Genomic DNA, 22531 nt, shown 5'->3' on the forward strand with positions numbered 1-22531 from the left:
CCTCCCGCCCCATCCCGGACCGCCCCCCCCGGCGCCCCCCCCCCGGAGCCCCCCCCTTGACCCCCCCCCCCGCCCCCGACCCCCCCGCCTCGCCCGCCCTGAACCGGCCGATGCTGACCCTGTCGATCATGCTCGCCACGCTGATCCAGACCCTCGACAGCACGATCGCGAACGTCGCGCTGCCGCACATGCAGGGCACGCTGTCCGCGTCGCAGGACGAGATCACCTGGGTGCTGACCTCCTATATCGTCGCCGCGGCGATCGCGACGCCGCTCACCGGCTGGCTGTCGGACCGGCTCAGCGTCAAGCGGCTGCTGATCGCGTCGATCGCCGGCTTCACCGTCGCATCGGCGCTATGCGGGCTGTCCGAGACACTCGTGCAGATCGTCGGCGCGCGTCTGCTGCAGGGCATATTCGGCGCGGCGCTGGTGCCGCTGTCGCAGTCGATCCTGCTCGACATCAACCCGCGCGAAAAGCAAGGCCAGGCGATGGCGATCTGGGGGATGGGCGTGATGGTCGGCCCGATCCTCGGCCCGACGCTCGGCGGCTGGCTCACCGACAGCTACAACTGGCGCTGGGTGTTCTTCATCAACGTGCCGATCGGCGCGTTCGCGCTCGCCGGGGTGATGACTTTCCTGCCGGCACGCGCGCCGCGCCCGCACGTGAAGTTCGACGCGTTCGGCTTCGCGACGCTCGCGCTCGCGATCGGCGCCTTCCAGGCGATGCTCGACCGCGGCGAACAGCTCGACTGGTTCGGCTCGTACGAGATCCGCATCGAGGCGCTCCTCGCGGCGCTCGGCTTCGCGTTTTTCCTCGCGCATACGGCGACCGCCGGCAAGGCGTCGTTCTTCAAGTCGGAACTGCTGCGCGATCCGAACTTCGCGACGGGCACGCTGTTCATCTTCGTGGTCGGCGCGGTGCTGTACGCGACGCGCGCGCTGCTGCCGCCGATGCTGCAGAACCTGATGGGCTACCCGGTCGCGACGACGGGCCTCGTCACCGCGCCGAGCGGCGCCGGCACGATGATCGCGATGCTGTTCGTCGGCAGGCTGCTGAAATACGTGGATGCGCGGATGCTGCTGCTCGCGGGGCTGTCGATTTCCGCGCTCGCGCTCTGGCAGATGATGCAGTACACGGTCGTGCTGTCCGAAGCGGACATCGTGTGGCCCGGCGTGGTGCAGGGTTTCGGGCTGGGGCTCGTGTTCGTGCCGCTGAGCGCGCTGTCGTTCTCGACGCTGCCGCCCGAGCTGCGCGCGGACGGCACGGCCACCTACAGCCTGATGCGCAACATCGGCAGCAGCATCGGCATCTCGATCGTGCAGACGCTGATGACGCGCAACACGCAGGTCGCGCACGCCGATCTCGCGGCCCACGTCACGCCGTTCGATCCGGCCGTGCAGGCCATGGCCGGCAGCCGCCTCGACATCGCGCTGCTCGACCGCACGATCAACCAGCAGGCGTCGATGATCGCGTACCTGAACGACTTCAAGCTGATGTTCGTCGCGACGCTGCTGATGATCCCGCTGTTGCTGCTGATCCGCCCGCCGCGACAGGCGGCGAGCGTCGAGGTCGCGCACGCGGCGATGGACTGACGCCCGCCCCCGCCGCGCGCGCTGCGCCTCGTCAGGCCTTCATCGTCCCGGTGCGCACGTAGCGCTCGTGCCACGACAGCGCCTCGGCGAGCAGGTGCGGCGTGTGCTTGCCGAAGCTCTCGTGCGACGCGCGCTCGAAGTAGTCCTCGAGCATCGGCCGGTAGTCGGGATGCGCGCAGGTCGCGATGACCTTGCGCGCGCGCTGCTTCGGCGACAGGCCGCGCAGGTCCGCGAGGCCCTGCTCGGTCACGATCACCCCGACGTCGTGCTCGGTATGGTCGACGTGGCTCGCCATCGGCACGATGCGCGAGATCGCCCCGCCCTTCGCGGTGCTGGCCGACATGAAGCACGACAGATAGCCGTTGCGCGCGAAGTCGCCCGAGCCGCCGATGCCGTTCTGGATTTTCGTGCCCATCACGTGGGTCGAGTTCACGTTGCCGTAGATGTCGGCCTCGATCATCCCGTTCATCGCGATGCAGCCGAGGCGGCGCACGAGTTCGGGATGGTTGCTGATCTCCTGCGGGCGCAGCACGATCTTCTCGCGGAACGTCGCGATCTCGTCGGCGAAGCGCTGCACGGCGGTCGGGCTCAGCGACAGCGCGGTGGCCGACGCGAAGCTCAGCGTGCCGTCCTGGAGCAGGTCGAGCATGCCGTCCTGGATCACCTCGGTGTACGCGGTCAGGTTCGCGAAGCCGGCCGAGCTCAGTTCCGCGAGCACCGCGTTCGTGATGTTGCCGACGCCCGACTGCAGCGGCAAGAGGTTTTCGGGCAGGCGGCCGCGCTTCACTTCGTGGCGCAGGAAATCGATCAGTTGATGCGCGATCTGCTTGGACGTCGCATCCGGCGCGGAGAACGCATTGCTGCGATCCGGCGCATCGGTCTCGACGATCGCGACGATCTTGTCGGCCGGGCAGCGCAGGTAAGGCTCGCCGATGCGGTCGTCGCTCTTCGTCAGCGGGATCGGCTTGCGGTGCGGCGGCAGCGCGGTGCCGTAGTAGACGTCGTGCATCCCGTCGAGGCCGATCGGCTGGCGCGAGTTGACCTCGAGGATCACGTGCTTCGCGCGTTCGAGCCAGGTCTTGTTGTTGCCGATCGATGCCGACGGAATCAGCAATCCGTCCTCGCGGATGCCCGCGACTTCGACGATCGCGACGTCGAGGTCGCCGTACAGCCCGAACCACGCATATTGCGCGACGTGGCTCAGGTGGACGTCCTGGTAATCGACTTCGCCGTTGTTGATCTTGTCGCGCAGCGTCGGGTCGGACTGGTACGGCAGCCGCATCGAGATGCCGTTGGTGCGGGCAAGCGCGCCGTCGAGTTCAGGCGCGGTCGAGGCGCCGGTCAGCACGTTGATGCGGAAGTCCTCGCCGCGCGCATGCGCCGCGTCGATATGGGCGGCCAGCGCGGCCGGCACGGCCTTCGGATAGCCGGACCCGGTAAAGCCGCTCATGGCGACGGTCATGCCGGGACGGATCAGCGCGGCGGCTTCGTCGGCGGTGCGGACGAGCGAACGCAGGGCGGGAGCGAGGATGCGTGATGAAGACATGGCTGGTTTCTGACGCTTTGGTCTGTCGTTAACGTCGCGGGGGGTGTCTCCTGAGCGACATGAAGCCCTTGGGGCCGCGAGAGGCGGCCGGCACCACAGGCACGGTCGGAGTATCGCAGAGGCAATCGCCGCGAAATGTCCGCTGTATGAAAAAGATCCTTGCCGAATTTGCCGCGTATCGAACGGTCGTTCTGTGAGAAGCGCGCCACACTCGCCGGATGCACCGGTAAAGTGCACGACGGCGCATGCATCGGATGACCGGTCGGCTATTGACAACCCAGTAGCATCAATCGAAGAATTCCAAACCGGATTTCACGACGAAATACCGGCAATGGCCGATACCCGTCCGGCGCGGCCAATTGTCGCCCGATGCGCTTTTCCCGGACCTGACGCGCATCAAGGTCGCATGCGCCGCGCGCCGCCGGCCGGCCGCCCCGGAAAGCCCCGCCGCACCGGCCCTCGCGGCCCGTCCGCCCTTGACGGACGCGCGCCCCGAACCACACTGGAATGAGGGGCCGGCCGCCCCGCCCGCGTGCCCTTTCCGTGTGCACGCCCGTCGACCGGCCAGCCACCGCAAGACGCGGTAACACTCCCGCATGTCAGGACATTGATCGAATAAAAAGCAACAAATTACAATTCCGTATATATTTCGCCGATGGACCAAAGAAAAACCGCCGCACGCTCCGAGCCGCCCCTGCCACGCACCTGGGATGCGCGGCTCGCGCGCTCGCTTGTCCGACCGCTCGTCGATACGCCGGTCACCCCGAATCACCTCACCACCCTCCGTCTGCTGATCGGCCTCGCCGGCGCCTGGTGCCTCGCGCACGGCGGCTTCGGCTGGAGCAACGCGGGCGCATTCCTGATCGTCCTGTCGAACTTCGTCGACCACACCGACGGCGAGCTTGCGCGCATCAGCGGCAAATCGAGCAAGATCGGTCATTTTTACGACCTCGCGGCCGATGCGCTCGTGACGATCGCGCTGTTCGTCAGCATGGGCGTCGGCATCGTCGCCCAGGGCGGCCAGATGGCCGCCTCGCCGGTGCTGCTCGGCGCGGTGGCCGGCGCGGCCGTCGCGCTGATCTTCTTCCTGCGCATGCGGATCGAATCGGTCGCCGGCAAGGCCGGCACCAAGCAGGCGTTCGCCGGCGGCTTCGAGACCGAAGACGTGCTGTACCTGCTGCCGCTCGTCACGCTGTTCGACGGCGTCGAGCCGTTCCTGCTCGCGGCGTCGATCGGCGCCCCGCTGTTCGCCGCCTGGGTCGTGATCGACTGGTGGCGCGTCGTCCGACGCGGCAACGTGACGCAAAATCCAACCGAAATCCAGGCTTCCAAATGACTCCTAGCACGCGCGACGACTCCGTGCTGAGCCCGGCACGCCCCGCGCCTGCGCGCGCGGCCGTGGCCGATCCCGATCGCACGGTGGCCGACTGCGTCGGCCCGCTCGACCTCGACAGCCTGCGCGGCGACTACACGCGCCAGGGATCGTTCCTGTACCTCGACGCGTTCCTGCCGGCCGACGCCCACGCGAAGCTCGCGCAGGCCGCCCGCGCGATGCAGGCCGGCCTGAACCGCAATTACCTGCCCGGCCACAAGCAGGGCGGCAGCGTGAGCCGCCATACGATCGACGAGCAGGCGCCCTATATCGCCGAGCTGTACCGGTCGAAGGCGCTGATCGCGTTCCTCGAGAAAATCACGGGCGACAAGCTGATGCTGTCGCCGGACGACGATCCGCACGCGTACGCGCTGTATTACTACACGAAACCCGGCGACCACATCGGCTGGCACTACGACACGTCGTACTACGACGGCCGCCGCTACACGCTGCTGATCGGCGTGATCGACGAATCGTCGTGCCGGCTCGACTACGAGCTGCACACGCGCAATCCGGACGTGGCCGACGAACCCGGCTCCGTGCAGATCGCCGACGGCGGCATCGTGCTGTTCGACGGCGACAAGCTGCGCCACCGCATCACGCCGCTCGGCCAGAACGAGATGCGCGTGTCGCTGACGTTCGAATACGTGACGAACCCCGGCATGCGGCCGTGGAAGCGCTTCATCTCGAACATGAAGGACGCGATCGCGTATTTCGGTTTCCGCCAGGTGTTCAAGCAACTGGCCACACGACGCACGACAGGGTCATGACACGCGCCGGGCTGATCCTGCTGTCCCTCGGAACAGCACTCTTCGTCGCGCTCCTCGCCTGGCAGGGCGTCGGCGCGGTCGCGTCCACGTTCCTCGCGGCCGGCTGGGGGCTCGCGCTCGTCGCGGCGTTCCACGTCGTGCCGCTCGTGATCGACGCCACCGCACTCTCCGTGATGTTCCGCCGCGGCCAGCCGGGCGCCGAGCTCGGCAACGCGCTGCGCGCGCGCTGGGTCGGCGAATCGGTGAACAGCCTGCTGCCCGCCGGGCAGATCGGCGGCCCGGTGCTGATGGTGCGCCACCTCGCGCAGCGCGGCACGCGGATGGCCGACGCGGCGGCGGTCGTCACGGTCAGCACGACGATGCAGGCGCTCGCGCAGATGGCGTTCGCGCTGATCGGCATCGCCGCGTTCAGCCTGTACGCCACGCACGAGTCCGTCGCGCACCTGCGCACGCCCGCGCTGATCGCCACCGGCGTGCTGGGCGCCCTCGCCGCGCTGTTCTACGCGGCGCAGCGGCGCGGGCTGTTCGGCCGCGGCATGCGCCTCGCGTCGAAGTTCCTCGGCCCGCGCGACTGGTCGTCGCTGGCCACCCGCGCCGACGCGATCGACGACGCGGTGGGCATGCTGTACCGCGACCGCGCGAAAGTCGCGAAGACGTTCGCGCTGAGCCTCGTCGGCTGGATCGTCGGCACCGCGGAAGTGTGGCTCGCGCTGCACTTCCTCGGCCACCCGGTGAGCTGGCTCGACGCGCTGCTGCTGGAAAGCGTCGGCCAGGCCATTCGCGGCGCGGCCTTCGCGATTCCGGGCTCGCTCGGCGCGCAGGAAGGCGGCTATCTGCTGCTCGCCCCGCTGGTCGGCCTGCCGCCCGAGGCGGCGCTCGCGCTGTCGCTCGCGAAGCGCGCGCGCGAACTCGCGCTCGGCCTGCCCGGCCTGCTCTATCTGCATTTCAGTGAAAGAAACTGGCAGCGGCGCCGTGCGCCGCAGCCGCTCGCCGACTGATCGTTCAGATCGCCGGCTTTTTGGTTGGAGAACCCATGCGAGCCATCATTCTTGCGGCAGGCCTCGGCTTGCGCCTGCAACAACCGCCCGAGGCGCAATTCCCGAAGTGCCTGCTGCGCTTCGACGACCTGTCGCTGCTCGAGCGCCATCTGCGCGTACTCGACGCCGCGGGCGTCGACGAGATCGTGCTCGGGCTCGGCTTCCAGTCCGAGAAGGTCGAGCAGGAACTGAAGCGCCTCGGCCGCCAGGCCGAGATCGTGATCAACGAACGCTACGACCTCGGCAGCGTGCTGACCGTGCACACCGTCGCCGACGCGATGACGCGCGGCGGCGACGTGCTGCTGATGGACGCGGACGTGCTGTACGACGAGAACATCCTGCACGCGCTGGTGGCCGATTCCGACCGGGCGGTCGACCGCCTGCTGATCGACCGCGACTTCGAGGCCGGCGACGAACCCGTGAAGCTGTGCCTGAAGAACGGCGTGCCGGTCGAGCTGCGCAAGCAGCTCGCGGTCGACCTCGAGTACGACACGATCGGCGAATCGGTCGGCTTCTTCCGCTTCACCGAGCACACCGCGCGCCGCCTCGCGACGATCGTCGCGGGCTACGTCGACAGCGGCCGCGCGAACATGCCGCACGAGGAAGCCGTGCGCGACCTGCTGCTCGAAGGCGGCCATTCGTTCGACGTCGCCGACGTCACCGGCTCGCCGTGGATCGAGATCGACTTCCCGAACGACGTCGCACGCGCCACACAAGACATCCTTCCCCTGATTCAACGCACTACCGCAGGAGCCGCACGATGAACGCCCGCGAACCCAACTTCACCGAATCGCGCAGCGCACGCCTGCGCCGCATGCTCGTCAGCAGCGACCTCGAATTCCTGATGGAAGCGCACAACGGCCTGTCCGCGCGCATCGTCCGCGAAGCCGGCTTCAAGGGGATCTGGGCGTCGGGCCTCGCGATCTCCGCGCAGTTCGGCGTGCGCGACAACAACGAAGCGAGCTGGACCCAGGTCGTCGACGTGCTCGAATTCATGGCGGACGCGAGCGACCTGCCGATCCTGCTCGACGGCGACACCGGCTACGGCAACTTCAACAACGTGCGCCGCCTCGTGAAGAAGCTCGAGCAGCGCGGCATCGCCGGCGTCTGCATCGAAGACAAGCAGTTCCCGAAGACCAACAGCTTCATCGGCGGCGAGCGCCAGCCGCTCGCGGAAATCGACGAGTTCTGCGGCAAGATCAAGGCCGGCAAGGATTCGCAGACCGATCCCGACTTCTCGATCGTCGCGCGTGTCGAAGCGCTGATCGCAGGCTGGGGGATGGACGAGGCACTGCGCCGCGCGAACGCGTATGCGGAAGCCGGCGCCGACGCGATCCTGATCCACAGCAAGCTGTCGCGCCCCGACGAGATCCTGCAGTTCGCGCGCGAATGGAGCGGCAAGGCGCCGCTCGTGATCGTGCCGACCAAGTACTACAGCACGCCGACCGACGTGTTCCGCCAGGCCGGCATCAGCACCGTGATCTGGGCGAACCACCTGATCCGCGCGTCGGCATCCGCGATGCAGGCGACCGCACGCGAGATCCACGAAAGCGAAACGCTGATCAACGTCGAGGACCGCGTGGCATCGGTCAACGAGATCTTCCGCCTGCAGGACGCCGACGAGTACTCGGCGGCCGAGCGCATCTACCTGTCGTCGTCGTCGCGCGCGTCGAACGCCGCGATCGTGCTCGCAGCGAGCCGCGGCAAGGGCCTCGAAGCCGTAACCGAGGATAAACCCAAGGTCATGCTGCCGGTCGCCGGCAAGCCGCTGCTGCGCTGGCTCGTCGACGGCTTCAAGACGCACGGCGTGAACGACATCACCGTGGTCGGCGGCTATCGCGCCGACGCGATCGACACGTCGGGCATCAAGCTCGTGGTCAACGAACGCCATGCGCAGACGGGCGAACTCGCGTCGCTCGCATGTGCGGCCGAACGCCTGACCGGCGACACCGTGATCTCGTACGGCGACCTGCTGTTCCGCAGCTACATCGTGCGCGACCTCGCGGAGAGCGAGGCCGAGTTCAGCGTGGTGGTCGATTCGTCGCTGACCGAGCCGACCAACCAGAGCGTGCGCGATTTCGCGCTGTGCTCGGCGGCGGACGATCGTGGCCTGTTCGGCCAGAAGACCTATCTGCAACGCGTATCGAGCGACGTCGCCGCAGGCACGCCGCACGGCCGCTGGATCGGCCTCCTGAACGTGCGCGGCGCGGGCGTCGACCGCCTGAAGGCGATGCTCGCGACGCTGCAGGCGCGCGACGATTTCGACTCGCTCGACATCCCCGCGCTCCTCAACGAACTGATCGCCGCCGGCGAGAAGATCGAGGTGCAGTACGTGCACGGCCACTGGCGCGGTGTGAACGATCTCGATGACTTCCGCCGCGCGGGCGACTTCGCGCACGGCCAGACGCCGCTGTCCGAACCGGGCACCGGCAACGGGGGCGCGCAATGATCGAAGCGGCCCAGTTCGTCGAGGCCGCGCGCGAGCGCGGTTTCGACTGGTACGCGGGCGTGCCCTGCTCGTACCTGACGCCGTTCATCAATTACGTGCTGCAGGACCCGACGCTGAACTACGTGTCGGCCGCGAACGAAGGCGACGCGGTCGCGCTGATCGCGGGCGCGACGCTCGGCGGCAAACGCGGCATCGCGATGATGCAGAACTCGGGGCTCGGCAACGCGGTGAGCCCGCTCACGTCGCTGACCTGGACGTTCCGCCTGCCGCAACTGCTGATCGTCACGTGGCGCGGCCAGCCCGGTGTCGCCGACGAGCCGCAGCACGCGCTGATGGGCCCGATCACGCCCGCGATGCTCGACACGATGGAGATCCCGTGGGAGACGTTCCCGACCGACCCCGAACAGGTCGGCCCGGCACTCGACCGCGCGATCGCGCACATGGACGCGACCGGCCGCCCGTACGCGCTCGTGATGCAGAAAGGCAGCGTCGCACCGTATGAACTGAAGGCCAACCCGGCCGCGACGCCGCGCGCGCACCTCGCCGCGCACACGTCGTCGCGCGCCGCATCGGCCGATGCATGGCCGACCCGCCACGATGCGCTGCAGCGCGTGATCGCGCACACGCCGGTCGATTCGACCGTGGTGCTCGCGTCGACCGGCTTCTGCGGCCGCGAACTCTACGCGCTCGACGACCGCCCGAACCAGCTGTACATGGTCGGCTCGATGGGCTGCGTGACGCCGTTCGCGCTCGGCCTCGCGCTCGCGCGCCCCGACCTGCGCGTGGTGGCCGTCGATGGCGACGGCGCCGCGCTGATGCGCATGGGCGCATTCGCGACGCTCGGCGCCTACGGGCCGGCCAACCTCACGCACGTGCTGCTCGACAACGGCGCGCACGAATCGACGGGCGGCCAGGCAACGGTGTCGCAGCACGTATCGTTCGCGGGCGTCGCGGCCGCGTGCGGCTACGCGTCGGCGGTCGAAGGCGACACGCTCGACGTGCTCGATGCCGCGCTGGCCGGGCCGAACGACGGCGTACGGTTCGTGCGCCTCGCGATCCGCACCGGCGTACCCGACGGCCTGCCCCGCCCGACCGTCACGCCGGTCGAGGTCAAGACCCGTCTGATGCGGCACATCGGCGCCGCGCAGACCGAAGCCCACGTTGAAGGAGCTCATTGATGCTGCTGCTGAACCCCGGCCCGGTAACGCTGACCGAACGCGTGCGCCGCAGCCTGCTGCAACCCGACCTGTGCCATCGCGAAGGCGAATTCTTCGACCTGCAGGACGAAGCGCGCGCGCGCCTCGTCGCCGCATACGAACTCGATCCGGCCGAATGGACAGCCGTGCTGATGACGGGTTCGGGCACGGCCGCCGTCGAAAGCATGGTCGCGGCGCTGGTGCCGCAGGACGGCAAGCTGCTGGTGATCGAGAACGGCGTGTACGGCGAGCGGATCACGCAGATCGCGACGCAGTACGGCATCGCGCACGACGTGCTGAAGCATGAATGGATGCAGGCGCCCGATCTCGCACAGATCGCCGCGCGGCTCGACGCGGGCGGCTATTCGCACGTCGCCGTGATTCATCACGAAACGACCACCGGCCGCCTGAACGATCTCGGCGCGATCGCCGACGTGTGCCGCTCGCGCGGCGTGAAAATGCTCGTCGACGGCGTCAGCAGCTTCGGCGCGGAAGCGATCGACTTCGCCGGCGGCGACATCGACGCGGTGGCCGCAACCGCGAACAAGTGCCTGCACGGCGTGCCGGGCGCGGCGTTCGTGATCGTGCGCCGCAGCGCGCTCGCGAAAGCGGCAAGCCGCACGTACTACCTCGACCTCGGCCGCCTCGCGAAGCTGCAGGACCAGCGCAATACGCCGTTCACGCCTTCCGTGCACGCGTACTATGCGCTCGTCGAGGCGCTGCGCGAATTCGACGAGGCCGGCGGCTGGCGTGCGCGCCATGCGCATTACAAGGCGCTCGCCGATCAGGCGCAGGCCGGCCTCGCCGCGCGCGGCATGCCGCTCGTGCTGCCGGAAGGCGCATCGTCGGTCGTGCTGCGCGCGTACCGGCTGCCGCAGGGCGTGACGTACGAAGCCCTGCACGACGGGTTGAAGGCGCGCGGCTTCGTGATCTACGCGGGGCAAGGCGGGCTGTCGAAGGAGCTGTTCCGGATCTCGACGATGGGCGCGATCCAGGCGGCCGACGTCGACCGTTTGCTGGAAGGCTTTACGGCGCTGACGCGGTAAGCCGCACGCGCCGCTTCGGCGACGCAAGGGCCGCGACGCATGAACCCCAAGGGCCGGACATCGTTCCGGCCCTTGGGGTTTTTTCATGTTCGGGCGCGACGCTTTCGCGTCACTCGTCCCGGCGCATGTCCTTGCGATAATCCGTAGGACTGCTGCCGGTCCAGTGCTTGAAGGCGCGACAGAAACCGGTTGCGTCGGAAAACCCGAGGTCGAACGCCAGCACCGCGACGCTGGTGTTCGAGTTCGTCAGCCGATCGACGGCGATATCCCTTCGCAATCCGTCCTTCACCTGCTGGAAATGCGTGCCCTCTTCCGCGAACCGGCGGTTGAGCGTGCGCACCGACGTATGCAATGCCTGCGCGAGCGCCTGTATCGTCGGCGGCTGCGCAATATTGCGTTCGAGATGCTCGCGCGTGCGCGCCACGATCGAACCGTGATGAAACACGCTGAAAGTCCAGGCGCCGGGCGCCGCTTTCAGGAATGCCCATAGTTCGTGCTTTTCGCGCTTGAACGCCTCGGCGCAATCCTGGTACGCGAACTGGATGCTCGTGGCCGCCGCATCGAAGTGCACGGTGCCGGGGAACAGGAAGGCATAGTCCTCCACGTGCCTCGGCCTGGCGAAACCGAACTCGACCCGCTGCACGGCGAGTTCCCGGCCCAGCAGCCAGGATGCCATCCCGTGCGCGAGCTTCATCATCAACTCGTGCCCGAGCGGCACGACCTGCGTGCCGGGCTGGCGCTCCGCCAGCATCAGCCGCACCTGGTCGTTCTTCGTCGAAATCTGCAGCCGGTAGTCGTCCAGCAGCAAATTCCAGAACCGGACGAAACGATTGAACGCGACCAGTACCGTCGGCGCGTCGAGCAGGCTGAGCATCAGGTATTTCAACGTGCCGCCCCGGATCGGCCGGGACCAGAGTCCCAGCATCTCGTCATCGAGCGTCGCGGCGACGGTCCTGTACAGCGCGACGTATTGCTGGCGCGTGATCCGCGCATCGGGCTGATCGAGCAGGGATTGCGGGATGGCCGCGCCGGTGAGGACGTGCGCCGCCGCGTCTTCCCCGTGACGGGTGCGAACGGCGCGCAGCATCCCGTGCAGGAAGTGCGACGACACCGTGAGAGGACGTTGCCGGGATGCATTCATGGTCCAATCATTATGGCGCATTTTGCATATTGATTGGCGCGATGTGCGAATTCCTGGCCGGCAACATCCCTATACTGGCTCGACTATTCCGCGATTCATGAACTTTCCGACAGTTGCCGGATGGCGCATTGTGCCAATCTCCGGCGGCCTGTCTTCGTCCATCAAAAGAGGAGCACGGTTTGAACACGAGACGCATCGTCGTGACAGGCATGGGTATGGTTTCGCCGTTGGGATGCGGCGTCGAGTCCGCATGGAGCCGCCTGCTGAGCGGCCATTCGGGCCTGATCGGCCTGCCCGACGACATCACCGAAGGGATTGCCGCGAAGGTCGGCGGCGCCGTGCCCGTGCTGACGCCGGACAGCCCGTGGGGATTCGATCCTGCCGTCGCGGTGGAACCGAAGGACCAGAAAAAGATGGACCGGTTCAGCCTGTTCGCGCTGGCCGCCGCGCAGGAGGCGCTGAATCAGGCCGGGTGGCAACCCGGAACCGAAAGCGCGCGCGAGAGGACGGCCACCGTCGTGGCGTCCGGCGTCGGCGGGTTCGGTGCGATCGCGGAAGCGGTCAGGGTGACCGACAACCGCGGGCCAAGGCGGCTTTCTCCGTTTACCGTTCCCAGCTTCCTGGCCAACATGGCGGCCGGCCACATCTCCATCCGCCACGGCTTTCGCGGCCCGCTGGGCGCGCCCGTGACCGCCTGCGCCGCCAGCGCGCAGGCCATTGGCGACGCGGCGCGCCTGATCCGGTCGGGCGAGGCCGACATTGCCGTGTGCGGCGGCGCCGAAGCCTGCATCGACCGGGTCAGCCTCGGGTCGTTCGCCGCGGCAAGAACCATGTCGACGGGATTCAACGAGCACCCCGTGCAGGCATCGCGCCCCTTCGACGCCGCGCGCGACGGCTTCGTCATGGGAGAAGGCGCCGGCATGCTCGTCATCGAAACACTGGAGCACGCGCTGCAGCGCGGCGCCGCGCCGATTGCGGAAGTGCTCGGCTATGGCACGAGCGCCGACGCGTACCACATGACGTCTCCGCCCGACGATGGAAGCGGCGGACGACGCGCGATGGAACTGGCGATCCGGCAGGCAAATCTCGACCCCGCGCTGATCGGGCACCTGAACGCTCATGCGACCTCCACGCCCGTCGGCGACATCAGCGAGCTGGCGGCCATCAAGGCGGTTTTCGGCACGGACCGCGGCCCCGCCGTATCGGCCACCAAGGGGTCGACCGGGCACTTGCTCGGCGCGGCCGGCGGCGTGGAAGCGATCTTCACCGTCCTGGCGCTGCGCGATCAGCTCGCGCCCCCGACGCTCAACCTGACGCAGCCCGATCCCGCGGCGGCAGGCATCGACATCGTCGGCGGATCGGCCCGCCGCATCTCGACGGAATACGCGATCTCCAACGGCTTCGGTTTCGGGGGCGTCAATGCCAGCCTGGTGTTCGGTCGGCTATGATCCGGCTGCGGGCACGAACGTAAGGCCCGGTGTGCGCAGCCGCGACTGCACTTGGCCTGCGGGTGTCGCGCGCGTCCGTCCACGGTTGCCCGGCGAAACGGGAGCCGCGCGAGCCTCGTGAAGCGGGCCCGAAACCGGTCGCGGCGCGTACGACGTCGATCGCGGCAACGGTCGCTGTACGCCGTTGTCCGCGCGTGTTCGCAAGCCCCTTCCACGACAATCCGAGAAAAAACCAGCCATCGTCACCATGAACGTCCTTCGTTTTGCCCCGCTGCTGGCACTCGCCGCCGCCCCTGTGGTTCATGCCGCCGACAGCCAGCCTTGCCCCGACGATACCGTCACGGCCATCGCCCGCTGGGCCGGCATCGCGAGCGCACGCATTGCGACACGCGATGCGGACCGGCTCGTCGTTGCGTCGGCATGCAAGGTCATGCCGAACGCGCCTGAAACGACGATCGCGGCCGTCGCGTTCGATTCGCTGCCGAAAGGCAGGAACCCGGACGAAAGCGACAAGCTGCAGGTGGTCGCACTGATCGAGGGCGGCAAGGTCGTGGCGGCCGAGCGGAAGGTGATCGAAGAAGATGCGACGACGGAAATCGGCGAGCACAGTTATCGCATCGATACCGCGCCGTACCGGCTGTCGCCCGACGTGCGCGCGTTCGGCGTGGTGTTCATGAGCAGCGCGCGCGGCGCGAGCTGCCCCGATGCGGACGCCAGTGACGAACTGACACTGTGGGTGCGCGACGGCGCCCGCATCCGTCCGGTGTTCGGCACCAACCTGTCCGGGTGGGTCAGCGTGGAAGGCGAAGCCTGCGGCCCGGGCGTCGGCGACGCGAGCAGCGAAGCGGCCCGCATGACGATCGCCGTCGAGAAAACCTCGACCCGCGGCTTCGCCGACCTGTCGATCACGGCGCATGTCACGAAGACGCAGCGCAAGGACGGCGACTACTCGGATACGGGCACGCGCACCGCCCGCACGATCGTCCGCTACGACGGCAAGTCATACGGGATCGATATGTTCCGGAACTTCTGGTATTCGCCCGCCGCGTTGAAGCGCTTCAAGTAAGGCCGCGCCGCCCGCCTGCTCCACCTGCTCCGACACCTTCGGCCCGGTCGCGTCGCCGCGCACGCGCCGCGCCTCGCATGCCGCATAGCGGTCCTTCAGCCGCAGGAACGGCTTCTCGACGAAGAAGTAGCTGGCCGTCGCGGCCAGCAACGCCCACACGATGCCGAGCGGAAACGCATGCGCGACCGGCAGGCCCGGGTTCGCGAAGGGCTGCTGCCACAGATACAGGCTGAACGAGATCGTGCCGACGAACACCACCGGCCGCGCGCGCAGCCAGCGCGCACACCAGAATTCGTCACGGAAATTCAGCACGACGATCACGATCGCGATCAGCGCGGCTTCGAGCGTCACGCCGTAGGTCGCATTCCAAAAACCGCCGAGCCGATGCTCGGCGAGCGGCATGCCGAACAGCACGAGCAGGACGATCGCCGTCGCGATGCGCGCCTCGCCGCGCCACGAGCCGATCCACGCTTCGAGCCGTTCGCGGTTGAGCGACGCATAACAGCCGATCAGGATCGGATCGACGCCCGTGTGGAGCATCATCCCGAGCTGCCCGCGCAGCGCCGGCGCGGCGAAATACGTGACGGCGCGCACCAGCGGCACGAGCAGGATCAGCGCGGCCAGCCAGCGCGTGCCGCCGCGGCGCATGCCGGACACGAACAGCAACGGCCAGAACCAGTAGAACTGCTCTTCGAGCGCGAGCGACCAGAAATGGCCGAGATACCACGCGCCGTCCGGATGCAGTGCGTTGTCGCCGCTCAGGCCGAACCACGCCGAGTAATTCCACAGGTGCAGCGCGGCGTACAGCCACTGCCGGCGGTCGACGTCGAACCCGCCCGCGCAGGCCGCGATCGCGACCGCCGCGAGGTAGACGTAGCAGGCCGGCCAGATCCGCAGCGCGCGGCGCACGTAGAACGGCCCGAGCGCGATGCCGCCGGTGCGCGCGAACTCGGCGCGCAGCACGCCGGTGATCAGGAAGCCGCTGAGGACGAAGAAGATCAGCACGCCGAGCCGCCCGTCGGCGATCAGCCGCAACGGCGCGTACGGGCCCGTATAGCCGCCGGGCAGCACGTGTTCGGCGTGCCCGACCACCACCATCGCCACCGCGACGGCGCGCAACCCGGTCAACTGCGTGACGCGATGGTTCATCGGCTGGTTTCCGCTGGCACGGTGGAGGGGCGGCAGACCGGCGCCGCCGCGTCGGCACGCCGGTCTGCCGCCGGGATTCTCGACGAAAAATATCGGAACGAAATTGCTTCAAAAATGCCGGGGCGACGCCGGCGGCCGCACACGCGATCACGAGCCGACGTGCGCGGCGGCAAATGGGCATAATGACAAGCCTTGTCCGGCGGCAGCCGGTCCGATGCCTGCGCAACGATTTTTGCGGCGCCGCAGTCCCGTCAGCAAGCGCCAGCACACCGGCCCGCGCTTCGTCCGCTTCCTGTCGCCCCCTCACCCGGAGCCAGACTGTGTACCCACCGATCGAACCTTACGCCCACGGCCACCTCGACACCGGCGACGGCCATCGCATTTACTGGGAACGCTGCGGCAATCCGGCCGGCAAGCCCGCCGTGTTCCTGCATGGCGGCCCCGGCGCCGGCTGCAGCCCCGATCATCGCCGCCTGTTCGATCCCGCGCGCTACGACATCCTGCTGTTCGATCAGCGCGGCTGCGGGCGCTCGACGCCGCATGCGAGCCTCGAGAACAACACGACGTGGCATCTGGTTGCCGATATCGAGCGCCTGCGCGAGATGGTCGGCGCGGAAAAATGGCTCGTGTTCGGCGGCTCGTGGGGCAGCGCGCTGTCGATCGCGTACGCGGAGACGCACCCCGAGCGCGTGAGCGCGCTGGTCGTGCGCGGCATCTTCACGATGCGCCGCGAGGAGCTGCTGTGGTACTACCAGGAAGGCGCGTCGTGGCTGTTCCCCGATCTGTGGGAAGCATTCCTTGCGCCGATTCCGGAAGCCGAGCGCGGCGACCTGATCGCCGCCTATCATCGCCGGCTGACCGGCGACGACGAGGCCGCGAAGCTCGAAGCCGCGCGCGCGTGGAGCATCTGGGAAGGCCGCACGATCACGCTGCTGCCCAATCCGGCGCTCGCCGCGCACTTCGCGGACGGCCACTACGCGCTGGCATTCGCGCGGATCGAGAACCACTACTTCGTGAACGACGGCTTCGTCGAGGAAGGCCAGTTGCTGCGCGACGCGCATCGCCTCGCCGGCATCCCGGGCGCGATCGTGCAGGGTCGCTACGACGTCGCGACGCCCGCGCGTACCGCATGGGATCTGTCGAAGGCATGGCCGGACGCGACCTTCGAGATCGTGCCGGGCGCCGGGCACGCGTACAACGAGCCGGGCATCCTCGAGGCGCTCGTCGCGGCAACCGACCGGTTCGCGAACTAGAGCACGCTGCCACGCAGCGTCGCTCGCGAGCCGGCCGATCCGGCTCGCGCCTTCCCGCCGTCACTCCATCACGCCAGCCGGATGTCCCGCGCGCGGGACGCCGGGCGGGACCGCGTTTTGTCGGACGGCACACACGTCGAACACTCTTTCCATTACGAAGGCGGATTCATGGCGTTGAACCTGACAGAACCCCACGACGAGAGACCCGACCCCGCCGCGGCCAGGTCGCTGGCCGTCCGCGTGAACGGCGTGCGCATTCATGCGAGGGTGGCCGGCGCCGGCCGGGCCGTCGTGCTGCTGCACGGCTGGCCGCAGACGTCGTACGCGTGGCGCAAGCTCATGCCGTTGCTGGCGCCGCACTGCCGCGTCATTGCCCCCGATCTGCGCGGATTCGGCCACTCCGGCAAGCCCGCGGCAGGCTATGACAAGAAAACCGTCGCCAGCGACATCGCCGCGTTGCTGGATGCGCTACAGATCGACACGGCCTGCATCGTCGGACACGACATGGGCGGCCAGGTCGGCTATGCGTTCGCGGCACTGTATCCGCAACTCGCGGAGCGGTTCGTCTTCATCGAAAGCGGCCTGCCCGGCTTCGGCCAGGAAAAGGCGATGAACGTGGCCACCGGCGGCAGCTGGCACTTCGGCTTCAACATGGCTGGGGATATTTCCGAGGCGCTGGTGAGCGGCCGCGAAGCCCTGTTCGTCCGCCACTTCGTCCGACGCGACACGGTAGGCACCGTCGATCCCGAGTCCATCTCCGAAGCGGACATCGACGTCTATGCGAAGGCGCTCGCCCAGCCCGGCGCGCTGCGCGCAAGCTTCAGCTACTACCGCACGCTGTTCGTCGATCGCGACGACAACAAGACGTTCGGAGAAAGGAAACTCGACATGCCCGTCCTCGCCGTCGGATGCGAATTCGGCTATGGCGAAGGGGCGAAAGCCACCATGGAGCAGGTCGCGTCGAACGTGCGCGGGGTCGTGCTGCGCGATTCCGGCCACTATCCCGCCGAGGAGCAGCCGGAACAGCTTGCGGCCGTCCTGCTCGACTTTCTGGCGTCGTGATCGGCCCGGCACGGACCGCGCGCGGCGGGTGCCGCCCCCCGCGCGACGATGCCGTGCGATCGCAGGATGCCGCACCGCGTGCGGCGTACGGTCGAGCGACGCCACGGGTGCACGGCCCGATCCGGCTCGCCGGGCATCACAACGCGGCTTCGACGATCGTCCTGCCGCGAATCGCCCGCTCGACGAGCTGCTCGTCGCCGACCTTGCGGATCGCGTCGTCGAGCAGCCCTTCCGGCGCTTCGGTCGCCACCTTCAGCAAGCCCGACAGGCCGCGCGCGTCGAGCACCACCAGCGTCTCCATCGAATCCGCACGGCTCACGAGCACGCGGCGCAGCGCCGGCCCCGCGCCGAAGCTCGCGCAAAGCGCAATCGTGTCGCTGCCGAGCCGGTAGTCGAAGTGCTTGATCATGGTCTGCCGCCGTTGCCAGAGAATGTCGATGCGCGACAGCGCGCCGCCGTGACGCCGGCGCACCCGCGCATGCCGCCGGCGCCGGACCGGGGTCCGATCCGCTCGCCGGCATCACCATGCTAGGCCCGCAGTATTAACGAAGACTTAAAGGGGCCGCCACGGCGGCAAACGCGACCGTGCAGGCCGCACCCGGCGTCGGCGAACCAGCGTCGGCGCGCGGCGTCAGGCAACCTCAATCAGCATCGAGCGGCTCGACCGTCACGCCGACCTTCAGCTCCTGATCCGCGCCGCCGCCGCGAATCACGCCGCGCAACGGCGTCACGTCCGCATAGTCGCGGCCGATCGACAGCATCACGTAGTCGTCGCCGGGCGCGCGGTCGTTGGTCGGGTCGAGCTGCAGCCAGCCGTCGTCCTCGGGCCACGCCGGATCGTACACCGCGACCCACGCATGAGAAGCATCCGCACCGATCAGCCGCGGCTGCCCGGGCGGCGGCTGCGTCAGCAGATAACCGCTCACGTAACGCGCGGCCAGCCCGAGCGAGCGCAGCGCGCCGATCATCACGTGCGCGAAATCCTGGCAGACGCCCTTGCGCAAGCGCAGCGCGTCGAGCGCCGACGTCGTGATGTCGGTGCTGTTCGGCGTATACGCAAAGTCGGCATGCACGCGCCGCATCAGGTCCCACGCGGCCTGCACGAGCGGCCGCTGCGGCGTGAAGCTCGCGGCCGCATACGCGGCGAGCTCGGGATCGCACGCGACATGCGGCGACGTGAACACGAATTCGCTCGCCGCATCGTAAGGCTGCCCCGCGCGGAACCGCAGGCGGTCGCGCACGGCTTCCCACGCGGTCGCATGCGCCGCGTCCGGCCGCGCGATCGCGGGCGGCGGCTCGCCGCGCGCACCGAGCGACCACACGGGCGGCGTCACGCACACCGTGCTGCGGCTGCGCACGAGCAGCGCGTCGTGCGCCAGGTTCAGCGCGAACGACGCGCGCGCGTTGCCGAACGCATCGATCTCGGTGCAGACCGACTCCGGCGCGGGCTCGATGTCGAGCGCGAACGACAGCACCTGCTGGCGCGGCGTCACGAGCGGCTGCAGGCGAGCCTGGTGCTGCGCCGATTCGACGCGCGCCGCATAACGGTATTCGGTATCGTGCGTCACGCGCAGCAACCGGCCCGGCGCGGGCGCGGCGACGGCCGCCGCGGCCGGTGCCGATGCCGGTCGCGCGTTGGCCGCACCGGACGGCATTTTTGCCGCACCTTTCGTCGTCACCATAGTGTCCTGCCCGCCTCGCGCACGTGGCTGAAATAGCGCTCGCCGATCCGGTTCGACAGCTCCCAGACCGCCCTCGTCGTCTTATCGAGCGCGTCGAGCAGCCGGTCGTGCCGGCCGCCTTCGTCGGTCTCGCACAGCTCGTGCAGCGACCACGCCGGCACGTCCGGGATCGTCTCGGCCAGCTCGGACAGCGCATAGCCTTCGCTGCGCTCCACCTTCGTCAGGCGGCTGCGCATGGCCTGCACGACCCACCCGAGCGAGTGAGGATTGTCGGTATCAAGCACGACGAGCGACAGCAGCGGCGCGACGTCGAAACCGCGCTGGAAGCGCGAGCGGAACGTAATCGAGCTGTCGAACAGCTCCAGCACCAGCTCGAAACCGTCCTGCCGGTGCACGGCGCCCTCCTCGAACGCGAACCGCAGCACGCTGCAGAGGAAATCCAGCCGGTCGATCTGCCGGCCGATCGACAGCAGCCGCCAGCCGTCGTCGCGCGTCATGTTGTCGGTCTGCGCGCCGGTGATCGCGCCGAGCAACAGGCCGAGGCGGCCGAGCAACTGCAGCGCCTCGTTGCCGAGCTGCTCTTCCGCTTCCGGATGGTCGGCGCTGTCCGCGAACAGTTGCGTCGCGTCGTCGATCAACCGCCACTGGTCGCTCGACAGCCGCTCGCGAATCGCGGCTGCCGCGCCGCGCATCCCGAACAGGCACGACGCGATGCCCGACGTGCGATCCGCGCCGCGCGTCAGCGACGTCGCGAGCGCATGCTGGAACGCGCGCGGCGCATGGACGGCATTCGGCGCATCGGCCGCGACCAGCCCCGTGTCCCGGCACAGCGTGTCGATCAGCTCCAGATGCGCGGGGCTGTCGACGTCGTCCTCGCCGCGCAGCCGTTCGAGCGCCGCGCGCGCGAGGCGCATCAGGTTGGTCGCGCGTTCGGTGTAGCGGCCGAGCCAGAACAGGTTCTCGGCCGCGCGACTCGCGATCGCGCGCGGCCGCTCGACGAGATCGTCGGGGCCGAGGTGTGTCTGCAGCAGCGTCGTCGAATCGACGATGCCTTCGGTCATCACCCAGGTATCGACGGTGCTGCCGCCGCGCGGCATCGGCGCGTTGAACAGCGTGTCGCGCGTGCCGACCCGCGACAGGCCGCCCGGCAGGAGCCGCCAGCGCTGCTCACCGTCGGCGAGCGCGAAGACGCGCAGCAGCAGCGGCTTCGGCACGATGCGCGCGCTGCCGTTGACGCCGTTGCCGTCGGGTGCGTCCTGGCGCGGCCAGGTCGGCGCCTGCGACAGCGGCAGATCGGCCTGCACCGTGTAGTGTTCCGGCCTCGCGAGGATCCGCGCGCGCCACTCGGCGAGCTGCGCCTGCGTGAGCCGCGCGCCGATCACCGGCTCGAACGAGCCGCCGGCCTGCACGTCGGGCGGATAGGTCGGTTTCACGATGCCGCGCGCGAGCTGCGGCAGCGCGTCCTCGCACGCGGCCGTCTCGCCACACCACCACGAATGCAGGGCCGGCAGCGTCAGCGTTTCGCCGAGCAGCCCTTCCGCCAGGCGCGGCATGAAGCCGAGCATGGCCGGCGATTCGAGGAAGCTCGAGCCCGGCGCATTCGCGAGCAGCACGTTGCCCGCGCGCACGGCCTGCAGCAGCCCCGGCACGCCGAGCATCGAATCGGGCCGCAGTTCGAGCGGATCGAGCCATGCGTCGTCGACGCGCCGCAGGATCCCGTGCACGGGTTCGAGCCCGCCCAGCGTCTTCAGGAACACGCGGTTGTCGCGCGCGGTCAGGTCGCCGCCCTCGACCAGCGTGAGGCCGAGGTAGCGGGCGAGATACGCGTGCTCGAAATAGGTCGCGCTGTGCGGCCCCGGCGTCAGCAGCACGATCCGCGAGTTCCGCGCGGCCGGGCTGAGCGCCTGCATGCTCTGCAGCAGCGCGCGGTAGGCGGACGCGAGCCGCTGCACGCGCAGCCCGCGAAACCCGCGCGGAAAGAGCCGCGACACGATCAGCCGGTTTTCCAGCAGGTAGCCGAGCCCCGCCGCGCCCTGCGTGTGCTGCGCGACGATCCGCCACTGACCGTCCGGGCCGCGCGCGAGATCGAACGCGACGACGTGCAGCCACGTATCGCCCGGCACGCACGCGCCGCGCATCGCGCGCAGGTAGCCGGGATGCCCGGTGACGAGCGCGGGCGGCAACAGCCCGCGTTCGAGGATCGTCTGCGGCCCGTACAGGTCGGCCAGCGTCGCGTTGAGCAGCCGCACGCGCTGCAGCACGCCGCGCTCGATCGCGACCCAGTCCTCGGGCGTGACGATCAGCGGCAGCAGGTCGAGCGACCACGGGCCGACCGCGCCGTCGCCGGCGCGCTGCTCGTGGAGCTGGTAGAACAGCCCGTTCTCGCGCATGCGCCGGTGCAGCGAATCGGCGCGGCGATCGAGGTCGGCCACGCCGTCGCTGCCGATCGACGTGAAAAAGCTGCGCCACGCGGGTGCGAGCGCGGGCGCGTTCAGGCCCGCCGCGCTGCCGCGCAGTTCGTCGTAACGACCGGCGGCCGCCGGCGCCGCAAGCGCGGCGGCCAGTTCAGCGGCGTCCGGCTGCGTGCCGGTATCGAAAAGCGTGGGCATCGCGTCGGGAGCGGCGAGATGATCTAAGTCAATGGGCGGCACGATGTCGTTCCGTCGTCAAGGGGCGGGCGCGCACGCGCGCCGCCGCGCCGATGGCAGGCCGCGGCGCACGG

Annotated in this window: 17 protein-coding genes and 1 pseudogene; 12 read left to right on the forward strand and 6 right to left on the reverse strand. The window is 68.9% G+C overall.

Annotation, left to right across the window (positions count from 1 at the left end):
* Positions 1–110 precede the first annotated feature (110 nt).
* Positions 111–1592 carry a DHA2 family efflux MFS transporter permease subunit gene (locus GQ56_RS0125925; RefSeq protein ID WP_052007328.1) on the forward strand — a complete coding sequence of 494 codons (1482 nt, stop codon included), beginning with the start codon at positions 111–113 and terminating at the stop codon, positions 1590–1592.
* Between the two features lie 31 nt (positions 1593–1623).
* Here GQ56_RS0125925 and GQ56_RS0125930 read toward each other — a convergent pair whose 3' ends face one another.
* Complete coding sequence (locus GQ56_RS0125930; RefSeq protein WP_031401417.1) at positions 1624–3138, reverse strand: acetyl-CoA hydrolase/transferase family protein; 1515 nt, start codon at positions 3136–3138, stop codon at positions 1624–1626.
* A 655-nt stretch (positions 3139–3793) separates the two neighbouring features.
* Between GQ56_RS0125930 and GQ56_RS0125935 the strand changes: the two genes are divergently transcribed.
* From GQ56_RS0125935 to GQ56_RS0125965, 7 genes are read left to right on the forward strand one after another with little or no spacing between them, the layout of a single operon-like run.
* Positions 3794–4474: a CDP-alcohol phosphatidyltransferase family protein gene (locus GQ56_RS0125935; RefSeq protein ID WP_031401418.1), complete on the forward strand. Its 681-nt coding sequence runs from the start codon at positions 3794–3796 to the stop codon at positions 4472–4474.
* Complete coding sequence (locus GQ56_RS0125940; RefSeq protein WP_031401419.1) at positions 4471–5280, forward strand: HalD/BesD family halogenase; 810 nt, start codon at positions 4471–4473, stop codon at positions 5278–5280. The genes GQ56_RS0125935 and GQ56_RS0125940 overlap by 4 nt, the downstream gene beginning before the upstream one ends.
* Complete coding sequence (locus tag GQ56_RS0125945) at positions 5277–6278, forward strand: HpnL family protein (RefSeq protein WP_031401420.1); 1002 nt, start codon at positions 5277–5279, stop codon at positions 6276–6278. Before GQ56_RS0125940 ends, GQ56_RS0125945 begins: the two co-directional genes overlap by 4 nt.
* A 35-nt stretch (positions 6279–6313) precedes the next feature.
* Positions 6314–7081, forward strand: coding sequence for a phosphocholine cytidylyltransferase family protein (locus tag GQ56_RS0125950; RefSeq protein WP_031401421.1), 768 nt, complete (start codon positions 6314–6316; stop codon positions 7079–7081).
* Positions 7078–8766 (forward strand): phosphoenolpyruvate mutase, encoded by a 1689-nt coding sequence (gene aepX, locus GQ56_RS0125955; protein ID WP_031401422.1) that lies wholly within the window; start codon positions 7078–7080, stop codon positions 8764–8766. Before GQ56_RS0125950 ends, aepX begins: the two co-directional genes overlap by 4 nt.
* Positions 8763–9944 (forward strand): phosphonopyruvate decarboxylase, encoded by a 1182-nt coding sequence (gene aepY / locus GQ56_RS0125960; protein WP_031401423.1) that lies wholly within the window; start codon positions 8763–8765, stop codon positions 9942–9944. Before aepX ends, aepY begins: the two co-directional genes overlap by 4 nt.
* Entirely contained in the window at positions 9944–11008 is a 1065-nt protein-coding gene (locus GQ56_RS0125965) for a 2-aminoethylphosphonate aminotransferase (RefSeq protein ID WP_031401424.1), read from the forward strand. The genes aepY and GQ56_RS0125965 overlap by 1 nt, the downstream gene beginning before the upstream one ends.
* 109 nt (positions 11009–11117) lie before the next feature.
* On the opposite strand, the gene GQ56_RS0125970 is transcribed toward GQ56_RS0125965, so the two are convergent.
* A complete protein-coding gene (locus tag GQ56_RS0125970; RefSeq protein WP_031401425.1) occupies positions 11118–12149 on the reverse strand; it encodes an AraC family transcriptional regulator in 1032 nt (343 codons plus the stop codon).
* Between the two features lie 179 nt (positions 12150–12328).
* Between GQ56_RS0125970 and fabF the strand changes: the two genes are divergently transcribed.
* Complete coding sequence (gene fabF, locus GQ56_RS0125975) at positions 12329–13597, forward strand: beta-ketoacyl-ACP synthase II (protein WP_031401426.1); 1269 nt, start codon at positions 12329–12331, stop codon at positions 13595–13597.
* A gap of 247 nt (positions 13598–13844) precedes the next feature.
* Positions 13845–14663 carry a PA3715 family protein gene (locus tag GQ56_RS0125980; protein WP_031401427.1) on the forward strand — a complete coding sequence of 273 codons (819 nt, stop codon included), beginning with the start codon at positions 13845–13847 and terminating at the stop codon, positions 14661–14663.
* Positions 14664–14690: 27 nt separating this feature from the next.
* On the opposite strand, the pseudogene GQ56_RS0125985 reads toward GQ56_RS0125980, so the two are convergent.
* Positions 14691–15812 (reverse strand): annotated as a pseudogene (locus GQ56_RS0125985) (acyltransferase family protein); the annotation flags it as partial.
* A gap of 320 nt (positions 15813–16132) precedes the next feature.
* Here GQ56_RS0125985 and pip point away from each other — a divergent pair.
* Positions 16133–17065, forward strand: a complete 933-nt coding sequence (pip, locus tag GQ56_RS0125990; RefSeq protein ID WP_031401429.1) for a prolyl aminopeptidase — start codon at positions 16133–16135, stop codon at positions 17063–17065.
* Positions 17066–17356: 291 nt separating this feature from the next.
* Entirely contained in the window at positions 17357–18127 is a 771-nt protein-coding gene (locus GQ56_RS0125995; RefSeq protein WP_200878003.1) for an alpha/beta fold hydrolase, read from the forward strand.
* Between the two features lie 136 nt (positions 18128–18263).
* On the opposite strand, the gene GQ56_RS0126000 is transcribed toward GQ56_RS0125995, so the two are convergent.
* The 3 genes from GQ56_RS0126000 to GQ56_RS0126010 all read right to left on the reverse strand — a co-directional run bounded on the left by GQ56_RS0126000 (position 18264) and on the right by GQ56_RS0126010 (position 22418).
* Positions 18264–18536, reverse strand: coding sequence for a hypothetical protein (locus tag GQ56_RS0126000; protein ID WP_031401431.1), 273 nt, complete (start codon positions 18534–18536; stop codon positions 18264–18266).
* Between the two features lie 232 nt (positions 18537–18768).
* Entirely contained in the window at positions 18769–19809 is a 1041-nt protein-coding gene (locus tag GQ56_RS0126005) for a transglutaminase family protein (protein WP_031401432.1), read from the reverse strand.
* Entirely contained in the window at positions 19803–22418 is a 2616-nt protein-coding gene (locus tag GQ56_RS0126010; RefSeq protein ID WP_034196813.1) for a circularly permuted type 2 ATP-grasp protein, read from the reverse strand. Before GQ56_RS0126010 ends, GQ56_RS0126005 begins: the two co-directional genes overlap by 7 nt.
* Between the last annotated feature and the right edge of the window lie 113 nt (positions 22419–22531).

The organism is Burkholderia paludis (assembly GCF_000732615.1).
Lineage (GTDB): Bacteria > Pseudomonadota > Gammaproteobacteria > Burkholderiales > Burkholderiaceae > Burkholderia > Burkholderia paludis.